Source organism: Candidatus Paceibacterota bacterium, assembly GCA_028714635.1.
Classification (GTDB): Bacteria; Patescibacteriota; Minisyncoccia; order Phycocordibacterales; family JAQTLZ01; genus JAQTLZ01.
The window spans coordinates 90,437-111,858 of sequence record JAQTLZ010000002.1 but is presented as its reverse complement, the minus strand read 5'-3'; the positions used below and the strand labels follow the sequence as shown (position 1 = coordinate 111,858).

26 protein-coding genes and 3 tRNA genes are annotated in these 21,422 nt (G+C 43.4%); 5 read left to right on the top strand and 24 right to left on the bottom strand.

Annotated features, from left to right (window positions below; genetic code table 11):
• Positions 1-24: 24 nt before the first annotated feature.
• The 10 genes from rplS to PHS53_01905 form a co-directional block, all read right to left on the bottom strand.
• Positions 25-537, bottom strand: a complete 513-nt coding sequence (rplS, locus tag PHS53_01950; protein MDD5356889.1) for a 50S ribosomal protein L19 — start codon at positions 535-537, stop codon at positions 25-27.
• Between the two features lie 209 nt (positions 538-746).
• Positions 747-1,376 carry a hypothetical protein gene (locus PHS53_01945; GenBank protein ID MDD5356888.1) on the bottom strand — a complete coding sequence of 210 codons (630 nt, stop codon included), beginning with the start codon at positions 1,374-1,376 and terminating at the stop codon, positions 747-749.
• A 263-nt stretch (positions 1,377-1,639) separates the two neighbouring features.
• On the bottom strand, positions 1,640-2,443 hold the full coding sequence (locus tag PHS53_01940) for a hypothetical protein (GenBank protein ID MDD5356887.1): 804 nt from the start codon (positions 2,441-2,443) through the stop codon (positions 1,640-1,642).
• A gap of 4 nt (positions 2,444-2,447) precedes the next feature.
• Positions 2,448-3,170: an RluA family pseudouridine synthase gene (locus PHS53_01935; protein MDD5356886.1), complete on the bottom strand. Its 723-nt coding sequence runs from the start codon at positions 3,168-3,170 to the stop codon at positions 2,448-2,450.
• A complete protein-coding gene (locus PHS53_01930) occupies positions 3,167-4,210 on the bottom strand; it encodes a polyprenyl synthetase family protein (protein MDD5356885.1) in 1,044 nt (347 codons plus the stop codon). Before PHS53_01930 ends, PHS53_01935 begins: the two co-directional genes overlap by 4 nt.
• Positions 4,207-4,911, bottom strand: coding sequence for a polyprenyl diphosphate synthase (gene uppS, locus PHS53_01925; GenBank protein ID MDD5356884.1), 705 nt, complete (start codon positions 4,909-4,911; stop codon positions 4,207-4,209). Before uppS ends, PHS53_01930 begins: the two co-directional genes overlap by 4 nt.
• A gap of 2 nt (positions 4,912-4,913) precedes the next feature.
• Positions 4,914-5,201 (bottom strand): acylphosphatase, encoded by a 288-nt coding sequence (locus PHS53_01920; protein ID MDD5356883.1) that lies wholly within the window; start codon positions 5,199-5,201, stop codon positions 4,914-4,916.
• Positions 5,202-5,333: 132 nt separating this feature from the next.
• A complete protein-coding gene (locus tag PHS53_01915) occupies positions 5,334-6,335 on the bottom strand; it encodes a YvcK family protein (GenBank protein ID MDD5356882.1) in 1,002 nt (333 codons plus the stop codon).
• A 68-nt stretch (positions 6,336-6,403) separates the two neighbouring features.
• On the bottom strand, positions 6,404-7,873 hold the full coding sequence (locus PHS53_01910) for an ATP-grasp domain-containing protein (protein ID MDD5356881.1): 1,470 nt from the start codon (positions 7,871-7,873) through the stop codon (positions 6,404-6,406).
• 128 nt (positions 7,874-8,001) lie between these two features.
• A complete protein-coding gene (locus tag PHS53_01905; protein MDD5356880.1) occupies positions 8,002-8,826 on the bottom strand; it encodes a cold shock domain-containing protein in 825 nt (274 codons plus the stop codon).
• 293 nt (positions 8,827-9,119) lie between these two features.
• Between PHS53_01905 and PHS53_01900 the strand changes: the two genes are divergently transcribed.
• A complete protein-coding gene (locus tag PHS53_01900; protein MDD5356879.1) occupies positions 9,120-9,860 on the top strand; it encodes an alpha/beta fold hydrolase in 741 nt (246 codons plus the stop codon).
• A gap of 6 nt (positions 9,861-9,866) precedes the next feature.
• Here PHS53_01900 and PHS53_01895 read toward each other — a convergent pair whose 3' ends face one another.
• A complete protein-coding gene (locus tag PHS53_01895; protein MDD5356878.1) occupies positions 9,867-10,541 on the bottom strand; it encodes a hypothetical protein in 675 nt (224 codons plus the stop codon).
• Between the two features lie 89 nt (positions 10,542-10,630).
• On the opposite strand from PHS53_01895, the gene PHS53_01890 reads away from it, so the two are divergent.
• Positions 10,631-10,703: transfer RNA gene (locus PHS53_01890), tRNA-Val, on the top strand.
• A 177-nt stretch (positions 10,704-10,880) separates the two neighbouring features.
• Here PHS53_01890 and PHS53_01885 read toward each other — a convergent pair.
• The 13 genes from PHS53_01885 to PHS53_01825 all read right to left on the bottom strand — a co-directional run bounded on the left by PHS53_01885 (position 10,881) and on the right by PHS53_01825 (position 18,505).
• Positions 10,881-10,952, bottom strand: a tRNA-Arg gene (locus tag PHS53_01885).
• A gap of 42 nt (positions 10,953-10,994) precedes the next feature.
• The gene (locus tag PHS53_01880) at positions 10,995-11,315 is read right to left on the bottom strand and encodes a hypothetical protein (protein ID MDD5356877.1); all 321 of its coding nucleotides are present in this window, start codon (positions 11,313-11,315) and stop codon (positions 10,995-10,997) included.
• 10 nt (positions 11,316-11,325) lie between these two features.
• The gene (locus PHS53_01875; protein ID MDD5356876.1) at positions 11,326-11,889 is read right to left on the bottom strand and encodes a hypothetical protein; all 564 of its coding nucleotides are present in this window, start codon (positions 11,887-11,889) and stop codon (positions 11,326-11,328) included.
• Positions 11,870-12,406 carry a PilN domain-containing protein gene (locus PHS53_01870; GenBank protein MDD5356875.1) on the bottom strand — a complete coding sequence of 179 codons (537 nt, stop codon included), beginning with the start codon at positions 12,404-12,406 and terminating at the stop codon, positions 11,870-11,872. The genes PHS53_01875 and PHS53_01870 overlap by 20 nt, the downstream gene beginning before the upstream one ends.
• Positions 12,399-13,523, bottom strand: coding sequence for a pilus assembly protein PilM (pilM, locus tag PHS53_01865; protein ID MDD5356874.1), 1,125 nt, complete (start codon positions 13,521-13,523; stop codon positions 12,399-12,401). Before pilM ends, PHS53_01870 begins: the two co-directional genes overlap by 8 nt.
• Before the next feature lie 93 nt (positions 13,524-13,616).
• Positions 13,617-14,000, bottom strand: coding sequence for a hypothetical protein (locus PHS53_01860; GenBank protein MDD5356873.1), 384 nt, complete (start codon positions 13,998-14,000; stop codon positions 13,617-13,619).
• Position 14,001: 1 nt separating this feature from the next.
• Positions 14,002-14,439, bottom strand: coding sequence for a Holliday junction resolvase RuvX (gene ruvX / locus PHS53_01855; GenBank protein ID MDD5356872.1), 438 nt, complete (start codon positions 14,437-14,439; stop codon positions 14,002-14,004).
• A gap of 3 nt (positions 14,440-14,442) precedes the next feature.
• On the bottom strand, positions 14,443-14,835 hold the full coding sequence (locus PHS53_01850; protein ID MDD5356871.1) for a hypothetical protein: 393 nt from the start codon (positions 14,833-14,835) through the stop codon (positions 14,443-14,445).
• A 5-nt stretch (positions 14,836-14,840) separates the two neighbouring features.
• Positions 14,841-15,926: a bifunctional diaminohydroxyphosphoribosylaminopyrimidine deaminase/5-amino-6-(5-phosphoribosylamino)uracil reductase RibD gene (ribD, locus tag PHS53_01845; protein ID MDD5356870.1), complete on the bottom strand. Its 1,086-nt coding sequence runs from the start codon at positions 15,924-15,926 to the stop codon at positions 14,841-14,843.
• Between the two features lie 5 nt (positions 15,927-15,931).
• Entirely contained in the window at positions 15,932-16,537 is a 606-nt protein-coding gene (gene ribA / locus PHS53_01840) for a GTP cyclohydrolase II (GenBank protein MDD5356869.1), read from the bottom strand.
• Positions 16,530-17,024 carry a 6,7-dimethyl-8-ribityllumazine synthase gene (gene ribH / locus PHS53_01835; GenBank protein ID MDD5356868.1) on the bottom strand — a complete coding sequence of 165 codons (495 nt, stop codon included), beginning with the start codon at positions 17,022-17,024 and terminating at the stop codon, positions 16,530-16,532. Before ribH ends, ribA begins: the two co-directional genes overlap by 8 nt.
• The gene (locus tag PHS53_01830; protein MDD5356867.1) at positions 16,999-17,577 is read right to left on the bottom strand and encodes a riboflavin synthase; all 579 of its coding nucleotides are present in this window, start codon (positions 17,575-17,577) and stop codon (positions 16,999-17,001) included. Before PHS53_01830 ends, ribH begins: the two co-directional genes overlap by 26 nt.
• 1 nt (position 17,578) lies before the next feature.
• Entirely contained in the window at positions 17,579-18,505 is a 927-nt protein-coding gene (locus PHS53_01825; GenBank protein ID MDD5356866.1) for a DHH family phosphoesterase, read from the bottom strand.
• A gap of 209 nt (positions 18,506-18,714) precedes the next feature.
• Between PHS53_01825 and PHS53_01820 the strand changes: the two genes are divergently transcribed.
• From PHS53_01820 to PHS53_01810, 3 genes are all read left to right on the top strand, one after another.
• Complete coding sequence (locus PHS53_01820) at positions 18,715-19,575, top strand: LAGLIDADG family homing endonuclease (protein ID MDD5356865.1); 861 nt, start codon at positions 18,715-18,717, stop codon at positions 19,573-19,575.
• Positions 19,562-19,648, top strand: a tRNA-Ser gene (locus tag PHS53_01815). The genes PHS53_01820 and PHS53_01815 overlap by 14 nt, the downstream gene beginning before the upstream one ends.
• 3 nt (positions 19,649-19,651) lie before the next feature.
• A complete protein-coding gene (locus tag PHS53_01810; GenBank protein ID MDD5356864.1) occupies positions 19,652-21,415 on the top strand; it encodes an ABC transporter ATP-binding protein in 1,764 nt (587 codons plus the stop codon).
• Positions 21,416-21,422 lie beyond the last annotated feature (7 nt).

Genomic DNA, 21,422 nt, shown 5'->3' with positions numbered 1-21,422 from the left:
CCTTTTGGCTCTTTTTTGTTTTTATTATGCTTTTGCTTCTTCTTTCTTTTCTGCCTTTTCTTCAGCCTTGGCTGCCATCTCCTTTGCCTTCATCTTTGCTTCATCTGCTTTTGCAGATTCTGCTGCTTCTTTTGCTTTTACCTTTGCTTCGGTCTCGGCTCGAGTGAGAGTGATTGTTCGTCTCATTTCTCGGCTGATTTCTTTCGCAGCCTTGTCTCGGATGTGGTAGAGCTTTGCTTGTCGCACCTTTGCTCGGCGAATCATTTCAATCTTATCAATCGTTGGAGAATACAAAGGGAAAATTCTTTCTACTCCTACTCCGCTCGCAACTCGTCGGACAATGAATGTCCCGCCAGCTTCCGTTCCGTGTTTTCGAGCAAGAACGAGGCCTTCAAAAGCCTGAAGTCGCTTCTTTTCTTTGATCTTATCCTTTTCCTTGTATCGTTCAGTAATTTTCTGCCAAACGCGAATAGTATCGCCTGGGCGAATGTCAAGATTCTTTCTTTCTTCAACGTTTATCGGGGAATGAATAGTCATGATTTTATGAGATTTTCCAAAATGTGAACGCATACCAATCTAACACAGGGAGCCTAAATCCGCAACTTTTTTGATTATAGAAATGTTGAAGCCCATATGGTTAGTATGGGCTGGGAGGTTGAAACGCTATTCCCCCAAAGCGGTTTGACAAAAATTGCCGAAAAGACAAAGATTCAGGAATCAAAATTAGAGGTTCTGAATCCACAGTGCTACTTGCGAAAAGCAAACCAGCAGTACACGTCGTCAAGACTTTCAACACAGAACAGGCTCGACTTGCGCTCCGAAGCGTCCAACCAGACACAGAAGGCAAGCCGGTCGCCCTTTACGAGACCCTCCTTCCCCACGATACACTCCGTCGCCACGACAGACACCGGGGCCATCTCGTGCTTTGTATGCAGGCGAAAATGATTTTCGCCAATCGCAGACACTTCACACGGGACCGTGCGCTTGAGGCCAGCACCTTCGGCCCATGCCAAAGCCTTGTCCCAATTCCCATCGTCTTTCGGGCAATTGAGCAAAATGAGACATTCTTCAATCTCCTCGGTGTCAATCGATGAGTATTGATCGCCCACCTTCCGGACACCGAAGTTCTCCGCAGTATTCGAGCCACCTTTAGTGATGGCCTCCTGCCACTGCCGATCCGGTTTGAAGCGGATGCGGACGACCTCGATGCGCGCACCTTTGGGCGGCACATACTCGCCCATCTTCAATCCGTCCAGAAACCGGGCGAATCGACCATCGTCCAAAGCCTGCTGAAATGCGACGCGACCGACATGCTTGTCGTTTGCGATCTTCTGCACGCACTGCCCTTGCGGTAAAGTTACGGGCTCTTCGCTCATAACTCCTCCTTTTTTTTAGTCCACCTCAAGCTCCAACATACGTTGGTACCAGAAGCAGACACCTTTGCAAAATGGCTAGACCACAGTGGTTTCGCCACACAAGAAAATCTCGAGTCCCTCGGGACTTTTTTGTGTGGCAAATCCTATTTTCGCAAGTATTTGAAAGTTCTAAACTGATGGGTATTATACTGCAAATCATTGACAAAATCAAGGATTTGCGGTGGTTTACAAGCTTTATTTGAGGCTATTTTTTAGAAAGAAACTTAAGCACCCTTTCTATAATGCTCAGCCAGCATAGTAGCCATTAACTTAACGTCTTTTCGAGATTCTTCCACTACAGCCTGAAATAACTCTTTGTGATCTGGATTCGCACGATGATTCTTCGAAACAGTGGAGTGCAAACTTTTAGATTGATTGAACACTCCTTCATAGGGGTGCGAATCCGGGGAATATGCAATGTTGGGTGCCCCATTGCAGGCGGAGTATATGGTAGTACCAAATTTTTTCTGAAGGTCATTTCTCATCTTAAAATATTCCTCGACAGTCAAAGGTTTTTCTCTTCCCCCAGTTATACCGATTGTCATAACATCATGCTTTATGGGAAGTTTAGCAAAAGCATTTTCAAACTGTGTGAGTGTTCGACCGGTCTGAATAGCTTCAGTGATAAAAAGAATATCACCCTTACCGGAATATCTTTTTTCTATACCATGAGCAACTTCTTCCGCATTTTGATTTAAAAAAGACGCATCTGTCTCACCATGGTGTCCAGAAAAAAACAGTGCTTCGGGAACTTTTTGAGAAGTCCCTTCATACATTTGCCTAAGAAATTCTCTGAATATAAGAGTTGGAATACGGCCAGAAACATCATCTCCAACAAGAAGAGTGTAGGCACCAGAATCTATTTTGGATCGCATCTGATCAAGAAGGGCTTCGAAAGGTTTCTTTAACTCATAGATGTCTTCAAAAAGGAGCCCCTCTCCATCTTCCGGTTTTCGATTTTCTATCGCCGCTTTTTGAAAAGCTTCCAAACTCTCTATTTGAGGCTTTTCATCTTTTGGTGATTCCATATCTTTATTTTAACATAAGCTTTTTTGCCTCGAGAAAATCTTTCGGAATTGGAGCTTCAAGGGACATTTCTTTTCCGCTCGGAAGAGTAAATTTTATCTGATACGCGTGAAGCGCGAGGCGACTGAAGCCGAGCGCGTAGCCAAGTTTCGGAGCGTAGAGAGCATCGCCCAAAATCGGATGCTGAACAAATTTGAAATGCACGCGGATCTGGTGAGTCCGACCAGTCTTCGGTTTTACTTCCACATACGAATATCCCTTCCCTGTTTCGAGTGTCGTGTAGGCAGTTACCGCATCGCGAAGCGTGCCTCGTGCACCCTTCCCGCTCGTCCATCTGCGGAAATCAGTCGAGCTTCTGCCGATCGGCTTATCAATAACACCTTTTTTATTTTTCAATTCCCCGCTTACAAATGCGAGATAGGTTTTCTCTATCGTCCTGTCCTGAAATTGTTTTTTCAAATATTCAAATGCTTTTTGATTTTTGGCGAGAAGTAAAATTCCGGAAGTTTCTCGGTCAATACGATGCACGATTCCTGGTCTCAAAATTTTGTCTCCGTTTGCGAGAACAGTCGGCTCCCCTACCTCTTTCATTTTCGGATAGTTTTTCAAAACCCAGTCCGCGACAGTCGCCTCTTTCGTCTTCCCATCAGCATGAACAACAAGCCCGGAAGGCTTATTTAAAACCAAGACATCTTTGTCTTCAAAAATAATAGGAATTTTTTTCATCATACGAGCGGGATAAGAGCATCAATAATAGTAAGCAGTATGTCCTTTTTTTCATTTGGAAGCGAGGTCGCTTTGGCGGCGTCGCGAGAAAGTACGACAGCCTTTTGAATCGCAGATTTTGTATATTCTTTCGCGTCAGTTGCATTAATAAGACGGAGTACTTTTTGAACCGACGTACTCGTTAGCGACGAAGAAGCGTTATACATCTTCGCGAAACTCTTCCGTTCACTTTCTGAAAGGGATTGAAATGCGTGTATGACAGGAAGCGTCTTTTTCTTTTCTTTCAAATCGCGGCCTAAATCTCTCCCGGATACTTCTTGACCACCCCAAATATCAGCATAATCATCATAAAGCTGGTAGGCAAAACCAAGCGATTGCCCGAAGCGGAAAAATTGTTCACTCTCTTTCGGAGAACATCCTCCGGCAAGTGCGCCCGCTTTCGCTGAAGCGCCTACCAAAACAGCGGTCTTTTTCTCTATCATTGCGCGGTATGCTTTTTCAGTGACACCGCTGTCATCTATCGGTAATTTCGCCAAAGCAAAATCCAAATGCTGACCCTCTGCAACTTCTCTATAAAAAGAGACCAGCGATTCTGCAATCCTTACTCCGGTATCAGGATATTTTTGCGCACACTCGATAAGTTTTTGACAAGCGAGGAGCGACTGCGCGTCTCCAGTATTTATTGCCTCATCGACTCCCCAAATTTTCCAAACGGTCTCGCGCCCGCGCCGTAGCGTATCGCCATCGACGATATCATCATGGATAAGGGTGAAATTATGAAAAAGTTCGATAGACATTGCAGCATCCATAACGCGTTTCTTTGCGTTGAATGCATCGGCGATGAAAAGTGCTAGCGCCGGACGAAAACGCTTCCCTCCATATACTTTCGTAGGGCGAAAAGACACATCGGTAAATCCCATGAAATACCGCATCATGCCATACATCTTCGAACTTCCCCGACTCTTTAGGTATGCTTCGATAAGAGGATCGAGTTCTTTTTGATATCGCTCGAACAGAGCCAGCACCTGATTTGGTTTTTTCATACGCCGAAGTTACGCTTTCGCTCCCTAAAAGTGGAAAGAATGGATAGAAATTCTTCGTGAGAAAAATCCGGCCACAAAGTCTTCGTAAAAAATAATTCACTATAGACCGATTGCCACGGAAGAAAATTGGAAAGACGCATTTCCCCGCCGGTACGGATAATCAAATCCGGATCTGGAATTTCAGCGGTGTAGAGATATTTTTCAAACTCTTTCTCCGTGATCGCAGAAATTTTCTCGGGAACCTTTTTTGCCGCTTCTTGAATAGCTTGTAAAATTTCTTCCCTTCCTCCGTAGGAGATGCAGACATAGAGCGTAATGCCTTCGTAGTCGGCAGTTTCTTTTTCTGTTTTAGCAATCGCTTCCTGCAAATCTTTTGATAACCGCGAAAGATCGCCGATGCATCGCACTCGAATTTTCTCATTTCGAATCGAATCAGCACTGTCTCCAAAAACAAACCGCGCAAGATTCATGAGAAATGACACCTCTTCTTTTTCTCGCTTCCAATTTTCAGTTGAAAAAGCGTAGACGATCAAGTTTTGTACGCCCGACTCTTTTGACCATTTAATGAGATCTTTCAATCTCTGGTAGCCCTCTTCATGTCCTTTCCAAGGGAAAAGGTTTTTGGCTTTTGCCCATCGGCGATTGCCATCCATGATAACTCCGACAGATCGTATTGTTGGCTCTCCCATGTTTCCTGCCATAATCAGTAGAGGATATCAAACTTGGTGAAAGTGTGCACGGGTTCACTCCACACCGCCTCTATATTTTCAATTCGAGACACAATTCGGGACAAAAGAGGCCTTCGCTCTAATTTTTTAAGAAAGGTCTGAAGATCCGATTCTTCGCCTACTGCAACAATTCGTACCGAGCCGTCTTTCATATTCTGAACCGTACCCACAAGCCGAAGGCCTCTCGCGTTTCTTTGAGCGAAATCACGAAACATCACCCCTTGCACTCTCCCAGTAACCGTAACTACAATTTCTTTTTTCATATTCGATATATTAGAACTTTTCAGATTTGAGGAAAATTCGAGACGCCTGCGAGGCTTGCGACTAAAATGTAGTATTCTACATTGCAGGAGCAAACGAGCGGGCAACGAAGAAGTTTACCAAATATGAAAGTTCTAGCTGAAATAGATTTTCATAAGGAGGCGAGCAACCCTATTCCCATCATGACGAATAAGCGGACGAGGTATCTTATCCCCCGCTTTCGGCTGTATCACTTTTGAAGAAACCAGATTCTCTCCAACTGGTACATATCTCTTTCCTTCAAAATCTTTTTTATCAGATGAAACAAGCTGTTCACCCTGACGCGCGTAAGCATCTATGAATTCCTGCGGGGGTTTCTTGTTATTGAACACAACAAAATCAAACAGATCTTTCCCTCCATATTTTTCTACTTCATCCACAAAATCCGCCACAGTATAGAGCTCTGTCTGTCCTGGCTGAGTCATCATATTGCAGATATATATCTTCTTTGCTCTCGCCCTTTTCAAAGCTTCTGAAACTCCAGCGACAAGAAGAATAGGCACAAGCGATGAATGAAGATTCCCGGGGCCGAGAATTATCATATCGGCTTCGAGGATTGCTTTTTCTGCAGCTGGATTTATTTTAGCTTCCGGCTCGAGATAAAAAGTATTATTCTCTCCCTTCTTAAAGCCGGATGAAATCATATATTTCTGCCCCTTCACAACTTCTCCATTTTCTCTGCGGACACTTAAACGAATATCATCTGTCGTTACTGGCACAACATTTCCCGTGATCTGCAAGATCTCTCCCGCAGTCTGCACAGCTTTTGGAAAACTTCCCGTAATTTTCTCAAGCGCAGAAAGAAAAAGATTCCCAAATGCGTGGCCAGAAAATACTCCGGTCGAATAGCGATAATTAAAAAGTTCGCGCATCACTTCCGATGAAGAAGAGAGCGCGACAAGAGACTGGCGAATATCTCCGGGAGGAAGGACGCCGTATTCATCGCGTAGTACTCCAGTGGAGCCCCCGTCATCCGCCATCGTCACGATTGCAGTAATATCGCTTATGAAATGTTTGAGCGAAGAAAGCACCATGAAGGTCCCCGTGCCTCCGCCCATTACTACAGCCTTTATTCCATTATGATTCTTGCCTCGCATGATTTGAAACGAATATCGCTAGTCTAGCGTATTTTAGACAGAAAAGGTAGACAGAAACACTCCCTTATTTATTCCCTATTTTCTTTTGCTGCTTCAATCAAAGAGAGCGAAAATCGCTCGAGAAGATACCCCGCTTCCTTATCTATTTCATAGGAGGATTTAGCAATGCTTCGCTTGAAAATAAATTTAAATAGTCGCGGCACATTTTGTTCAATGGGAGCTTTCATGGTTGGGACAGTATCGATCACCAAAAAATCCTTTTCATCTTTGAGATCATGGAGTGAAATGCCCGCACCTTTGTACGATAATTCTGATTTTGAAGAATTATACGAATAGAGGCCCGCAAGCAAGGGCAAATTCATAAAAGGAATATCTTTTGGAGAAAAAGCGATGTGGGCACAGGGCAATCTTTTTTTTAAACTCACATTCACTTTTTCAAAATCATACGATGATTCAATTCCAAGATGCGCCATAAGATGAAAAAACTCCAGGGGAGGGACTCCGATTTCAAGGAGCATCAAGGAATACAAAGTAGTCGAGCCTGGACTTCTAGGGTTGCACTCATTTGGAAATATTTTGTTGCGTCTTTTATCATACAAAAAATCTATGCCGAATATCCCCAAATAGCCTTTCTCTCTTAAATGCTCACCGATCCTCTCGACGACTTTTTGAGCAGTTGATTCAATTTCAGCATCCCAAGGATGATACCCCATATCATTGCCGAAAAAACATCCGCCCGGTTTCATTCCGTGCAAAGATTGCGGTATATCGATAAGTTGCAATTGCAGAGGTCCAGTCAAGATCCCTTTCGGCATAACGCATCCAAGCACAGAGGTAGAATCTCCTTCTATAAAGGCAGTTACGACTACTGTGGTAAATCCTGTCTCTTGAGAGAGAAGTGCGGTGCAGTATTCAAATTGTTTTTTCTCGTGGATAAAAAAAGTTCCATCATTTCCGCCCACCTCCTTATCTCCTCTTTGAACAACGAAAGGGCCTTCGAATTTTTGCCAAAGGGCATCGAAAGAAGAAGCGAGAAAGTCCTGAAGTGCATATGTTTCAGATGGAAGAGAAGGAAGTCCGTATTGCCTGACTAATTCCCTAAAAGACCCTTTGTATACAACACTTTCAAAAGTTTTCGGCGCGTTCCCAAGCCAGGGCACCTTTAGACCCTCAAGCGTTTGGATGGTCTTTTCATTTATTGTATTAAAAACGAGTGCGGGTCTTCTGCGCCATGACCGCAAGAAACTTTGAAAAACATGATTGCCGACAAGATAGCCGGTGCCGTGCACTTTTTTAGCAATAGCAGGATGGTGGTCTTCAAGCACATGCATGCGCAGATATTCCTGCAATATATCCACATCGCTTGAATGCTGGACGGTATAGATAGAATACGTATTCAAAAAAAATGCGGGAATGATGCGAGTATAGGGAGTAACACCTACCGAGAGAACATCCGTCTTCTCCATCTCCCGTATTACAGAATCGATATCAGGAATAAGCTCTTTCCATTTGCTCCAAGGGTAAGGGTTTTTATTCATTGAGAATATAGTAACAAAAAATGCTCCTCCCCGCATATAAAATTGGAGACAAATGAAAAGGCGGAACGCAACCTTTTCAGTTGTGCGTTCCGCCTACTACTTTTTCCCTCCTTGTTGTTTTGGTTTGGTCAGACCATGCGAACTTCGCTGGCCTGGGTTGTCCCGGGTTTCTGACCGGGAATCTGCTTGAATACGACGCGCGCTTCCGGGCGAAGTGCGAACTCCTCGATCTTCGAGAAGTGGACGAAGATGTCCTTCTCACTGTCGCGGCAGCGGATAAACCCGATGCCCAAGACCATATTGAACCACGTCACGATGCCCATTTCTTCGGTGCCCATGAGCGTCATGTCTTCTCCATCTTCGGGATTCCACTGCGCCGCCGTGAATTCGCCTTCCTTCACGTACCCGATTCGCTGCGCGTAAGGGATGAGGCTTCCGGCGTTCGTGTGGCAGTTCTTTGCAAAACCGCTCCCCGGATAAGCATTGCCGGAATAAACCGGAATCCCGCCCACGTTGCCATCGGCGCCATGCACCAACTGACCGCCGTACTTCTCCTGACAACAGATGTAGAAACTGCCGTCGCGGGTGACCAGCGATATTTGGAGCACCAGGAACGCGCCGTTCGGAGCGAGGAGCAACAAATCGATGTTGTCCGCGTCCGTCTTGCGTGTATACGGAACTGTCTCGCCCCTCTTCCACGTAACCTCGACGTCGAGCTGTGGGATTGCGCCCGTGGTAACGTCGGTCATGGCACTCCCCACGTAGTGGAGAAGTTTGATCCCTTCCGCCAAGTGTGCCGCAAACGTGAGCGACAACTTGGCAGGATGCTGATCCTCTCCCGCATCCATGTTGATGCTCGCCGAGTGGTTCGGGCCGTCAGATTCCGGAGCAAAAATTTCCCGCCCCGTGACGCCGATCTCGATTTCGCCGAGCGCCGGATGTGAATAGACCATGTTGCCATTCCGGAATGCCCACTGTGCTGCTCCCTCGCGACCCATTGCCGCAACGACCGCCGCACAAGCTGACAAAACTCTCGTTGTAACCATGTTCCAACCCCTTCCTTTCAGAGACCAAACCTATCCGCTCCGTACCAATACGGAAGCGATAAAACAACATAGGTTCTGGGTTAATGATAGCATATTTAGAGTTAAAAGTCAAGTGCTTCACTTGAGAGAATATGGCTCTATTGCTTGCTAAAATCTTCGTTTATTAGGGTCAAAATATGATATGCGCTACAATCAATCTTATGGAAAAAACTGAGATTCCGGGGAATGGCTATTCCCTTGATGGACATATCTTCAGGCCTGATTCAAAAGTGGCCAAAAAAGCTGCCGTTTTGCTTCTCCATGGGTGGAATAGTACGCAAGAAAGAATGTTTGATACGGCAAAAATGCTTGCGGAGAAATTCGGCTTCGTCTGTCTCACTTTGGATTTACGAGGACACGGGAAAAGCGCGGATGATAAAAATTCCCTCTCCCGCAGAGATTTCCTTCAAGATGTAATTGCCGGATATGATTTCCTTGCGAAACGGTCTGAAGTAGATACAGAAAAAATTGGAGTAAGCGGAAGCTCTTTTGGAGGATACCTCGCGCTCCTCCTTAGTCAAAAAAGAAATCTGAATTTCATAATACTTCGAGCTCCGGCAGATTATCCTGACGAGACGTTTGAAACACCGAAAGGAATGATCTTCGAACAAGCAAAAATAAATGAATGGCGTGAACACAAAAGAGATTCTGAATCCACATTTGCTTTGCGAGCCATACATACATTCCCCGGAGAAATTCTCATTATCGAATCAGAAAAAGACGAAATGGTCCCCCACCAGACAATTCTTAATTTCAAAAATGCGATAACAGATTCGAAACATCTCGAACACGCGCTTATAAAAAATGCACCGCATAGTCTCTCGAAATATCCAGAACTTCAAAAAGAAGCGAATGAAATAATAGCGAGATGGATTCAAAAGAGACAAAGACTTTCTAGTTAATATTTCTTAGTTCTCACCCAAAGAAGGGACAGAGCCGATTTTTCGAATCCAACCCATAAGTTGCAAAAAAAGCTTCGTATCATGGATAGAAACATCAATAGTTCCGTACGGAAGGGTATCTCGTTTGCCCAAACTTGCTTTGCTCGGTTTAGAATAAGTTTTAAAAAATTGCGTTAGCGGTATGCGAGTTATGCGCGACCAGTACTCTTCAGATTTGGAAACATTCAAATGTGAATAAGTATGAATATGACATCTAAATCTATCTTCTTTCACTCGGCATATTGTACGGAAAAATCTCATCATTAAGCGAATCATATACGGATCGCTATTAGAAAATCTCGCTCCCCCGCTTCTTGTCTTTCCTCCTTCTGCCCAATAGAGGCAAATACCAGCAATACGAAGTGTTGCAGGAGTAAGTGTTTCTATTTCTTTCTCGGCTTGTTTTATAACAGAAATTCTTTTTTGTTTTTCGTTCGAAAGCCGAGACTTCCTTCTTTTTTCTATCGCGTCTCTTGTAAAGGGTTGCTCGGAAAGCTTCTTCTTCAGTTTTGGATCAAGTATCACATCCCTAAGCCATAAACTTAGACTGCTTTTTGCCACACCAATCTCTTTCGCAATTTGCCTAAATGACTTCCCGTTCCTTCGCAAAATGATAGCCTTGTCTCTTTCTATTTTTTTCATACCATTGAGTTATGTATTATATACACTATATTCTATATTATCTTTAAGTTTTTGAAAAGACGTGCTACTATTATTTGCAGTCTGATCATGGGCGATTAGCTCAGTTGGTAGAGCGCTTCATTTACACTGAAGATGCCGCAGGTTCGAGTCCTGCATCGCCCACAAAATAGAAAACCAGCATGTGCTGGTTTTTTATTTTATCTGTGGTCACGAATAATTTACTCGTCGTCACTCACAAATTTCCGCAACCCCGACTCGCGGCCTCGCCTACTGGCTCGGCAACGCTCCGTCCGGCCCATGTAAAAGAAAAAGCCAACTGTTTGGCTTTTTCTTTTCATGTGCCCCCGGTAAGAATCGAACTTACATAACTGGCTTAGAAGTCCAGTGTTCTATCCATTGAACTACGGGGGCGAGAAACTTCATTATCTTACTTGATTCCGTAAATTAGTCTATTTACAGCGACGGATCCCCAATCACCTTCGAGTGAGTAGTAATCTCCTTCAAATTCAGCGCCTTATTCTCATAGAAATCAATCGTCTTTTTCAAAAGCTCGCTATCGATAATCGAAGTGTCATCTTGCGAAGATTTTTGAATCTGGAAAATTTCTCCGCGGGAAATGTTAAGAAACAGAAAGCCTGAAGCGATAGCTCCCGCAATGAGAAGAAAGAGGAAACCGCCAAGAAGAATTTCCCAATCCCTTTTCGAGCGAGGCCAAGCTCGCCTCACAAGCTGTTTTTCTTTCTTTTTAAAGAGATTTTTTAGAAAATGTTCCATGGTGTGTGTATTATTCTGCTTCAAGGACAGTGAAATCAAACGTCCCTATCCAAGCGCGCTTTGCTTTAGCCTGAACCGATTCTGTCTCTAGAGAAGCCACCAGAGAAGCATTTTTTAGCTCTATTTTATAAGGAATGGAGAGAAGCGCCGAGAAAAAAGTATGGAGTGAGCTCCAAGGACAATTTGCAGAAACAACAAGATGTATTTTGGATACTTTTGGATCTTTAATCTCCTCCACAGTTTTCACCTTTGTCTCACAGCCAGTCGTTTTCCCAAGCGCATCGACGCTTTCCAAAAAAGCTACAACATTATCCTTCCCCACCAAAAATGAATTGAGAGTTTTGCTGTCCGCCTCGATAGCACTCACCTCTTTCTGAAGCGATTGCATATCACTTTTTTCTGTAAGAGCTCGTTCCAGATCGTTATTCACAATTGATGCGTGTTCATTCTTGTCGCGAATCATAATGAAAAGGAAAGCCACGCCCGCGATCGCGAGAAGATTCAAAACAAACACAAGCGCAAAAAGCGATTTGGTCTTGGTCCGAGGAATTTTTTCAGAATGTTCCGGTTGCATTGATGGTGAAATTAATATCTTTATCCGAAGCAAGATTCGAAATCGGGAAATCAACTTTGCTGAAAAATCTCTGGCTTTGAAGCATTTTTACATAACTCACGATTGCATCGCGGCTAGAAGCAGTGCCGATAATCTGGAGAGCGCCTGAACCAGTTAGCTTTGCATACTGGAAAGACTCGATCTGTATTCCGGAAGGCCGGTTCAACGCGGCATCAATAACTTCAGTAGGCAAAGGAGATGAATCTGAAACAATCTTTAGACTTCCCAAATTTTTCTTGAGAGACGCCAAGCTCGCATGGAGCGATTTGCTTTTCTGAAAATCCTCCGAAGAGAGAACTGGCTTGGCCCGCTCGACTGCTACATTTTCTTTGACTTGTGATAGGAAAAAAGAAGGCAGAAGAAAAGCACCATACAGAACAAAAAGCATGAACGAAAGAAGGAAGCCGAGCGTTGCTACCCGAAGCGCGTATTCGTTCTTCAAAAACTTTTTTATTTCTTTTGGAAGAAAATCAAGCATGATAGATTTGTGCAGAAACGGGCCATGGAAGCGCGAGACCGACAGTGGACGCGAATGAGAGAGATTCGAGTAAAGAGATAGGGGGAATATATACATCTTGCGAGGCAACGTTCGTCCAAATATTGGCGACATCGACTTTTTTGTTCATCTCAAGCGCCATATGTTCCCGAAGTCCTGACATCGCGGCATTTTTCCCAGAAAGAATGATTCTTTCGATCTTTTTGGCAGAACCTTTAGGATCGCTCACTTTATCTTCCCAGTACCCATTCACTTTTCGCATTTCATCCTTAATAACTGAAACAGAACTTAAAAGAGAGGAGAAAAATTCCTGATTATTCGTCGTATTTATGAAACTCTTTTTCTCTTTCATCTGACTCGCTTCTTCATTTGACACGGAAAAAGTCCGGGCGACTGCTGCAGTGAGCGTTGTCCCTCCAACAGCAACGACGGAAGAAAATTGCACAGCGCCTCCCTGAACGACGGCAATGGTGGTTTTTGAATGACCAATATGTACAAGAAGTGTCGCGCGCATATCACCCCTTTGTAAAACCGCGTTAGCGAGCGCTTGGGACCTTATTTCAAATGAAATAGGGAGGAGCCCCGCAGAATGAAAAAGTGAAAGATACGAAGAGACTACATCTTTCGGCACTACAGAGACGATGACAGGGATGCGCTCATGCGGAAGTGTTCCTGGCATCACAGCATATTCAAACAATGCGTCGGTTGGATTCAGAGGCACGTTTTCTTCCAAAAGAAATTCAATGCTCTCTTTCAAATCCGAGCCTTGTATAAATGGAACATCTGCGCGGAAGAGATATGTTTTCTCGTCAGGCAAAGACACTTTCACAAATTGAACCTTGAACGCTCGGCGAAGTGCTCGGATCGCCTCGGCAATTGGCCCTGGCCGCTCCACAGAACCAGAGAGAATCGTTCCGGGAGGCAAAACTTGCTCGAAATATTTTTCGACATGGAAGCCGAATGCTGTCTTTTCAAGTTTTACAGCCCGAATTGCTCCTTCGGAGATATCGACTCCAGCGAAAGGCATTTCGAGAAATTTTGGAACGGGAAAAAATTTTGCCGCGTCCGGATGAGGATGTTTTGAAGAAACAAAGGACATAAAAAATAGCTTATAGCTTGTAGCTGTTAGCTTGTAGCTTCATAGAGATAGTATACCAAAGAAAAAAGGGTCCTTATACACACCAATGCCGAATTATTTAGCTTTTGTTCCGGGAACAATCCCCTCCTTCGGCTCGAGAAGAGAGAAGACACCTTCTGGAGTACTTATTGCGAAAAGCATACCATTGCTTTCAAAGCCTTTTATTGTCCTAGGCTCAAGATTCGTCACAAACATACAAGTTTTTCCGACTAAAACAGCAGGATCAGGAAAATATGCTGAAATACCAGAAACAATTTGGCGAGGCGTGCCTTCGGCGAAATCCACCATAAGCTTCAAAAGTTTATCAGTATCAGGAATTTTTTCGGCAGAAAGTATTTTTCCCGCGCGAATTTCTACTTTTGCAAAATCATCATAAGAAATTTTTGCCGGCGCAGCGGGTTTTGATTCGATCTTTTTCTCTTCTTTTTTTTCTTCCATATTATTTTTTCTTGTCTAAAAAGTTCTGTAAAATGAGCGCTGCTGCAGATGCATCTACTGATTCTTTCGCTTGCGGTTTTCGTCCTGCTCTGCCGTCTTCCCTTTCATTCGCCATTGTCTGCATTCTATTTTTATTTTTCGAAGCCTCGTGGGAAGTCATGAATTCTGGTTCGAAATGGACTGGCAGAGAAACTTTTCCCAAAAGAGCAGTTTTGAAAATTAAAATATCTTTCATGATCGAGTTAGGCTGTCCTTTGTAATCAACTGACTCACCTATCACAATTTCGCCGATTTCTTCTTCGGTGCAGATTTTTTGAATTTCATCGAGGAGTTTCGCATCTCGAGGCAAAATCACCTTCGGAAAAGCAATTTTGCCTCCTTCATCCGAGGTCGCGATCCCTACCCTTTTTGAACCATAATCAATTCCGAGGTATTTCATAAATTAAATATGCTTAATATCGCCGTCCCAATATCCCTCTACTCCCTCGATAGAAATTGGTTCTTTAAGATATTCAACAGAGTTTCCTTTCATAGCTCGCTCTAGCAACTCATTCGATTCAATAGGATGGCCAGTCGGAGAACAAGAAAGCGTTATGTGCGGATATTTTAATTTTGATTTTTTGTTTTCTACAATGAGCACATCACATTTTTCATCTGACACTCTGCCCATAATTTTAAGTGTGCAATGTTTCCCAACTTCTACATCATCTAAGGAAACTGGATCATACGCAATTGAAGAATGAGTTCCGAAAAGTTTGGTATGTCTTGGCGGGAATTTTTGAAATAATTCCTCAGGGTTAACGAAAATAGCAGTTACAATTTTAGGCGGTTTCATTTTAATTAGCTTAAAGAACCTATGACAAGAAAATTATCTTCAAAATGCTTGATGGAAAAATTTTTGAAGGTTATTGCATCCCGCATTTTTTGTATTCCATCTCCTTGAATCGTTACGGCTTTCTCACCGCCAACGAGAATCGGCGCATAAAAAGCATACAACTTATCAGCGATTTTTGCATCAACAAAACTTCCCAAGACTTTTCCGCCTCCTTCTACAAAAACACTGATGATTTCCCTCTCTCGCAATGCCGAGATGAGTTTCGGAATTGGTACTTGTTTGCCTTTAAAAGTGAGAATCGTAATGCCACGTTTTGCCAAGAGTTTTTTCTTTCCCGCTTGAGCATGCTCAGTCGTTGCGATTATAACATTGGTATCCCTCAATACTTGGGCATTCAGGGGGATGTCCAGCTTGGAATCTAAAATAATCCGGATTGGGTCTTTTTTCCCGCTTTGGCGCGCGCCGAGATTTGGATCGTCGTGTATAACGGTATTAATCCCCACGAGAATAGCCTGGTATTCACTCCGAAGTGCCCGAGCAAAACGGCGAGCCTTTTCATTCGTAATCCATTTTGAATCTCCCGTAGAGGTCGCCATTTTCCCGTCGAGGCTAGCTGCGAACTTGAGGGCAATAAAGGGGCGTCTTTTCTCATGGAAAGTAAGAAATGCTTCATTGAGCACCCTCGCCTCTTTTTCTCTGACACCTACAGAAACTGCGATTCCGGCTTTTTTTAATTTCGCTATCCCGCGACCGCGCACTTTTTTGTTTGGATCGAGCGTTGAGCAGACAACGCGCTTGAAACCCGCTTTGATAACTGCGTCGACACATGGAGGTGTTCTTCCGTAATGACTGCACGGCTCGAGATTCACATACAGTGTGGCTCCTCGAACGCTCTCCTTGGCCGCCTTGAGCGCTTCAACTTCAGCATGATGAGAACCCACTCGCTTATGATATCCACGGGCAATAATTTTACCGTTCTTTACAATCACCGCCCCAACCATCGGATTGGGATTGGTCCAGCTCTGCGCTCGTCTGGCGAGCTTCAACGTCTCATCGATAAAATATTCGTCGGAAAGACGGGGAGATTTCATAGAAATTATCTAATTTTTAATCGGTGTCCTAGTTTATTTTTTTTAACCAAAAGATAACCCTTATTAGAGCGGGTAGGAGGAACCTCGAGAGGCAGTTGCTCAACAACTTTAATACCACGGCCTTCCAAAGCTTTCACCTTTGCCGGATTATTAGTGAGAAGCTTCACTCTTTTTTTGCCCAAAACGGCGAGGATGGAAATTGCCACACCATAATCCCGAAGGTCGGCAGGAAAATTGAGTGCTTCGTTTGCTTCAACCGTATCAAGACCGCCTGCCTGAAGTTTGTATGCGCGAATTTTATTGGTCAAACCAATGCCCCGTCCTTCTTCTTGAAGATAAATGATTGCACCGCCTTTTTCGGAAATTATTTTCATAGCCTTGAGAAGCTGGCCGCGACAGTCGCATTTCCCCGAGAGAAATATTTCACTGGTGATACATGACGAATGGATACGGAGCAAAAGCGGATCATTTTTTTTGATATTCCCAGCGGAGAGGACAATATGTTCGCGACCCTGCGCGTCTTCAAACACATCAAATGTAAAATCGCCGTAGACGGTCGGTAAAAGAGTCGAGGCTACTTTTTTTACTTTCGGCAAATCTTTTTTACGCATGTTTTCTGTTTATATCCTGAAGCGTAGAGGCGATTGCGAGAGCTCCATGCGCTGCTTCAATGCCTTTATTGAATCCATTATTCCCCGTGCGAGCCTTGGCCTGCTGCATATTATAAACAGAGAGAATCTGGCAGATGATGGGAATATTCCATTTGAGAGAGACGTCCATGCAGCCGCGCGCGGATTCATTGGCCACTAGTTCGAAATGATAAGTATCTCCTTTAAAGACTACACCGAGAGCAATAAGCACATCATACCGCTTCTTTTTCGCTAAAGTTTGAGCAGTGATCGGAATTTCAAGCGCACCCGGCACGGTCGTAGTGGTAATATTTTTCTCTTGTACTCCAGCTTTCAATAAAGTTTTTCGGCAAGCATCTTCCAGACTCTCCGTCATTTCCGAATTAAAAACACTTCGGACAATGCCGATCTTTATTTTGCCCGCAAAAACGCGCGGGATGTTTTTAGTACTTTGAGATTTTTTCAGCATATTTTGCAAGAATATCGACTTCTATGTTCACCTTGTCCCCTAATTTTATTCCCTTAAGCATCGTATGTTCCCATGTATAAGGAATAATACCGAAGGTAAAACTTTTCTGCTTTGCCTCGATAACCGTAAGTGAGATCCCATTCACTGCGACAGAACCTTGATCCACAATATAGCGCATTAATTTCCTCTCGACGACTATTTCCAAAACCCTGCTACTCCCTTTCTTTTCCATTTTCGAAAGAGTCCCGATTCCATCGATGTGCCCTTGCACGATATGCCCAGCAAGAAACGAACGAGGCGTTGCAGGCAATTCCAGATTTACGACAGTCTTGGGAAGCAAAGTCCCGAGCATCGTTCTTTTTACTGTTTCAGGCATAAGATTCACTAAAAATTCTCCCTTGGTTTTTTTCACCACAGTCAGGCACGTGCCGTTTACCGCCACACTATCGCTTGAATGGAGCATATCGAGGAAAGATGCCGAGGCAGAGAAGAAAAATTTCTCCTTCTCGTTTCGTTCGAATTTTCCAAGATGTGTAATGATTCCAGTAAACATATTATTTTTCTAAAGCTTTTTTGAAAAGCGGGGTGATTTCTTTTCTCATAAGAAAACCTTTCTTTTCTGCAATATTATTTTTAAATTCCACATGCAAAATATCCTCTAGAATCCGCATTGTATCTTTTTCGTCGCAAATGAGGAAGGCCTCCCCTTTTTCAAGATCGACAGCATTCAAAAATATCATATCGAGCTTCTCGTTCTTTTTAATGCGATGGAGAAGCTCAAGAATTTCTGAAAGCCGGCTTTGAATCAAAGCTTCTGCGCCGATCATCTCGAGTTGCGCCATTCCGACTCTCTTGCCGTATAGATTTTTTAATGAAAAATCCCCGTCCATTTTCTCCCAGAGTTTCTCTCCTGTCATATCAGATTTCGCCTCGAAAAGTTCCCTCCAGAAATTTTCCGGCAATTTGGCGATGGCATTCAGCCACTTTGCCGCTTCCTTGTCGCGATCTGTTGTAACAGTGGCTTTGAAATTGAATGTGTTTGAAATGATTCCGGTAGACAAAAGTATCGCGGATTCTTTTGAAATCTCAACTTTGTTTGCGATAAATTTCTCCGCTACAAGCGTTGCCGCCGCTCCAACAAGCTCAATTTGCGCTATGGCATTTGGGAATTTTTCAAGCTCGTGCGTTTGACGGTGATCAATGATTTCAATGACTTGTTCCGGTTTAATCCTGTTTTCAGTTACGGCAATAGAACTCCCGTCGAGCATAATCACCTGATCGAATGCATCCGTATTTTTAAATGTCTCGGGGTATGAAATCTTAAAACGATCGAAAACATATCTCGCTTCTTCGTGGGGAATGCCGATAATTCCCGCGACGACATTTTTCCCCTGGCTTTTCAAAAATTCTGTGTAAGCAAAGAGGCAAGAGAGCCCGTCGAGATCAGGGTTGACGTATGAAGTGACAAGGATTGGTTTCATAAAGAAGTATTGTATATCTTTTCCGTAGGAAGTATAATAGAGGTATGGCAAAGTCGTCTAAATATAATAGAGTTTTGTTCTCCGAAGGTAGGCAAAGAAAATTTTTACAGAAGGCACTAAGCTCTCTGTCTTTATCTCAAAGCAAGCTGGCTTCTCTCCTTAAAATCCATCCCCGCTCTTTTTCAGATTGGCTCCGAGAAAAGAATACGATGACCCTTTCTTCTCTTGAAACTTTATGTACCCTTTGTAAATTAGCAAGACCTAAAAATATAGAAATAAAGGAGAGATACTGGTACGCGAAGATTGGGGCGCCAATCGGAGGAAAAGTTGTGCATGAAAAATACGGACCTCTAATCGGGAACCAGGAATACAGAAAATCTCAATGGAAAAAGTGGTGGGATACGAAGGGTAAATTCCGGATGAATTCTGTTCTTTTGGAAAAGAGGGTCCATTTACCCAAACAAAGTCCGCTTCTCGCAGAATTCATGGGAATAATGCTTGGGGACGGAGGTATAACAAAATATCAGTTTCGTATTTCATTAAATGGAAAAACTGACAAAAAGTATTCTCTTTACGTCCGAAATCTAATCAAAAAATTATTCAGAATCAGGGCAAAAAAACAGCTAAGAAAACAATCTGATGGGATAGACATTGTTGTCTCAAGAAAAGGGATAAATAAGTATCTCATCCTTCTTGGCCTCAAGTCGGGAGACAAATTAAAACAAAATCTTGATATTCCTGAGTGGATTATGAAAAATAAAAAATACCAAAAAATGTGCCTGCGCGGACTTATCGATACCGATGGGTGTTTATTTTACGAAACACATCTCATAAAAGGTAAAAAATATTCCTATCCTCGGCTGAACTTTGTGACAGCCTCCCCATCGCTAGCAACTTCAGTTTTTAATATTCTTATCGATCTAAATTTCAAAGCACGATTAAGAAAAAACGGCCGCAATTCAGCAGTACAACTTGAAAATAAGGCGGAAATATGGCAGTATTTCAAAACTATCGGCACGAGTAACCCCAAACACTTGAACCGATGGCATATATTAGGGAGGCGTGTCTGAGCGGTCTAAAGAGACAGTCTTGAAAACTGTTACCTGGGCAACTGGGTCGTGAGTTCGAATCTCACCGCCTCCGCAAATGAAATCCTATTTTTCAAGAATTCTCTTCTATCTCAAGCCTCATATCAAAAAATATAAGGTCTCTTTCTTTTTGATTTTTTTCAGCTACGCATTCGGAATTATTTTCGACAGCATCGTAAAACCCTACCTCTACAAGGAAATCATAGACAACGTTTCTTCCGGCGTCGCACCCGACGCGATTCTCGCTGCACTTATGCCAATCGTGGGATTTTTGGTACTTAGCATCATTCTGCACAACGTCGGCTTTCGTGTTGGTGATTATGCGAGCTCGTACTTTCAAAGCAAAGTCATGAAAGATCTCTATGATTCCACCTTTGATCGGCTTCTGAAACATTCGTATTATTTCTTCTCAAATAATTTCTCCGGAAGCATCGTCGCAAAAACAAAACGCTTTACCAGGTCATTCGAGACTCTGGCAGACATCATCTCGTACCAAATATTCTTTTCTCTGGTTACTGTTTCGGGAATCATTACGATACTTTTCATAAAAGCACCTCTTCTCGCTTGGATATTTTTGGCCTGGGCGCTTCTCTATATCGCGATCACTATCCTCTTCATAAAAAGAAAGATGTCATACGACATAGAGGAAGCGGCCGCCGATTCTCGTGTTACCGCCCGGCTTTCAGACGCAATCCTTAACGTTCTTACAATAAAAATATTTGCGAGAGACAAAGAAGAAAGCAATGCGTTCCAAGGAGTAACTTTAGACGAAGAGAAAAGACGCAGGCATGCGTGGTATATGGGGAATTTCCAAAATGCCATGCAAGCTTTTCTCATGGCAATTCTTCAAATCACTGTGATATACGTAAGCATCGGTTTATGGTATCGGGGATTACTGTCTATCGGAACTTTTGCTCTCATGGTTTTTTACATGTTCAATCTTTTTGACATTCTCTGGAGCTTGGGAAAATCTCTCACAAAAGCAATAAAAGCGAGTACGGATATGAAAGAGATAGTGGATATTTTTGATTTGGAGATAGATGTCTCAGATTCTCCAAAACCAGAGCAGGCGAAAATCGGAAAGGGTGAAATTCTCTTCGATGATGTGTCTTTCGTATATAAAGGAGGAATAAAAGTGCTTGAACATTTTACCCTCGCTATTCGCTCTGGAGAACGAATAGGCGTTGTCGGGCATTCTGGAGCCGGGAAATCAACCATCACGAAACTACTCCTCCGATTCATCGATGTCACAGAAGGCGCAGTGAAGATTGACGGACAAGATATAAAGGAAATCACACAGAACGATCTGCGATCAGTAATCTCTTACGTACCGCAAGATTCGATTCTTTTTCACCGAACCATCCGAGAAAACATATCCTACGGAAAACCGGAAGCAAGTGAGGAGGAAATACAAGACGTGGCGAAAAAGGCGCACGCTCATGAATTCATAATAAAACTTCCAAAAAGATACGAGACCCTAGTCGGAGAAAGAGGAGTAAAGCTCTCCGGGGGGGAGAGACAGCGGGTCGCGATCGCCAGAGCAATGCTTAAAAATGCGCCGATCCTTATTCTCGATGAGGCTACGAGTTCCCTTGATAGCGTGAGCGAATCATATATTCAAGAGGCGTTCACAGAACTTATGAAAAACAAGACCACTATCGTCATCGCGCACAGATTAAGCACTGTGCAGACAATGGACAGAATTGTGGTTCTCGAAAATGGCGAGATCGCGGGAATGGGAACGCATGCCGAGCTTGTAGCCGAAAACAAAGTTTACGCAGAATTGTGGAATCATCAGACAGGTGGATTTTTGCAGGAATGAAAAACGT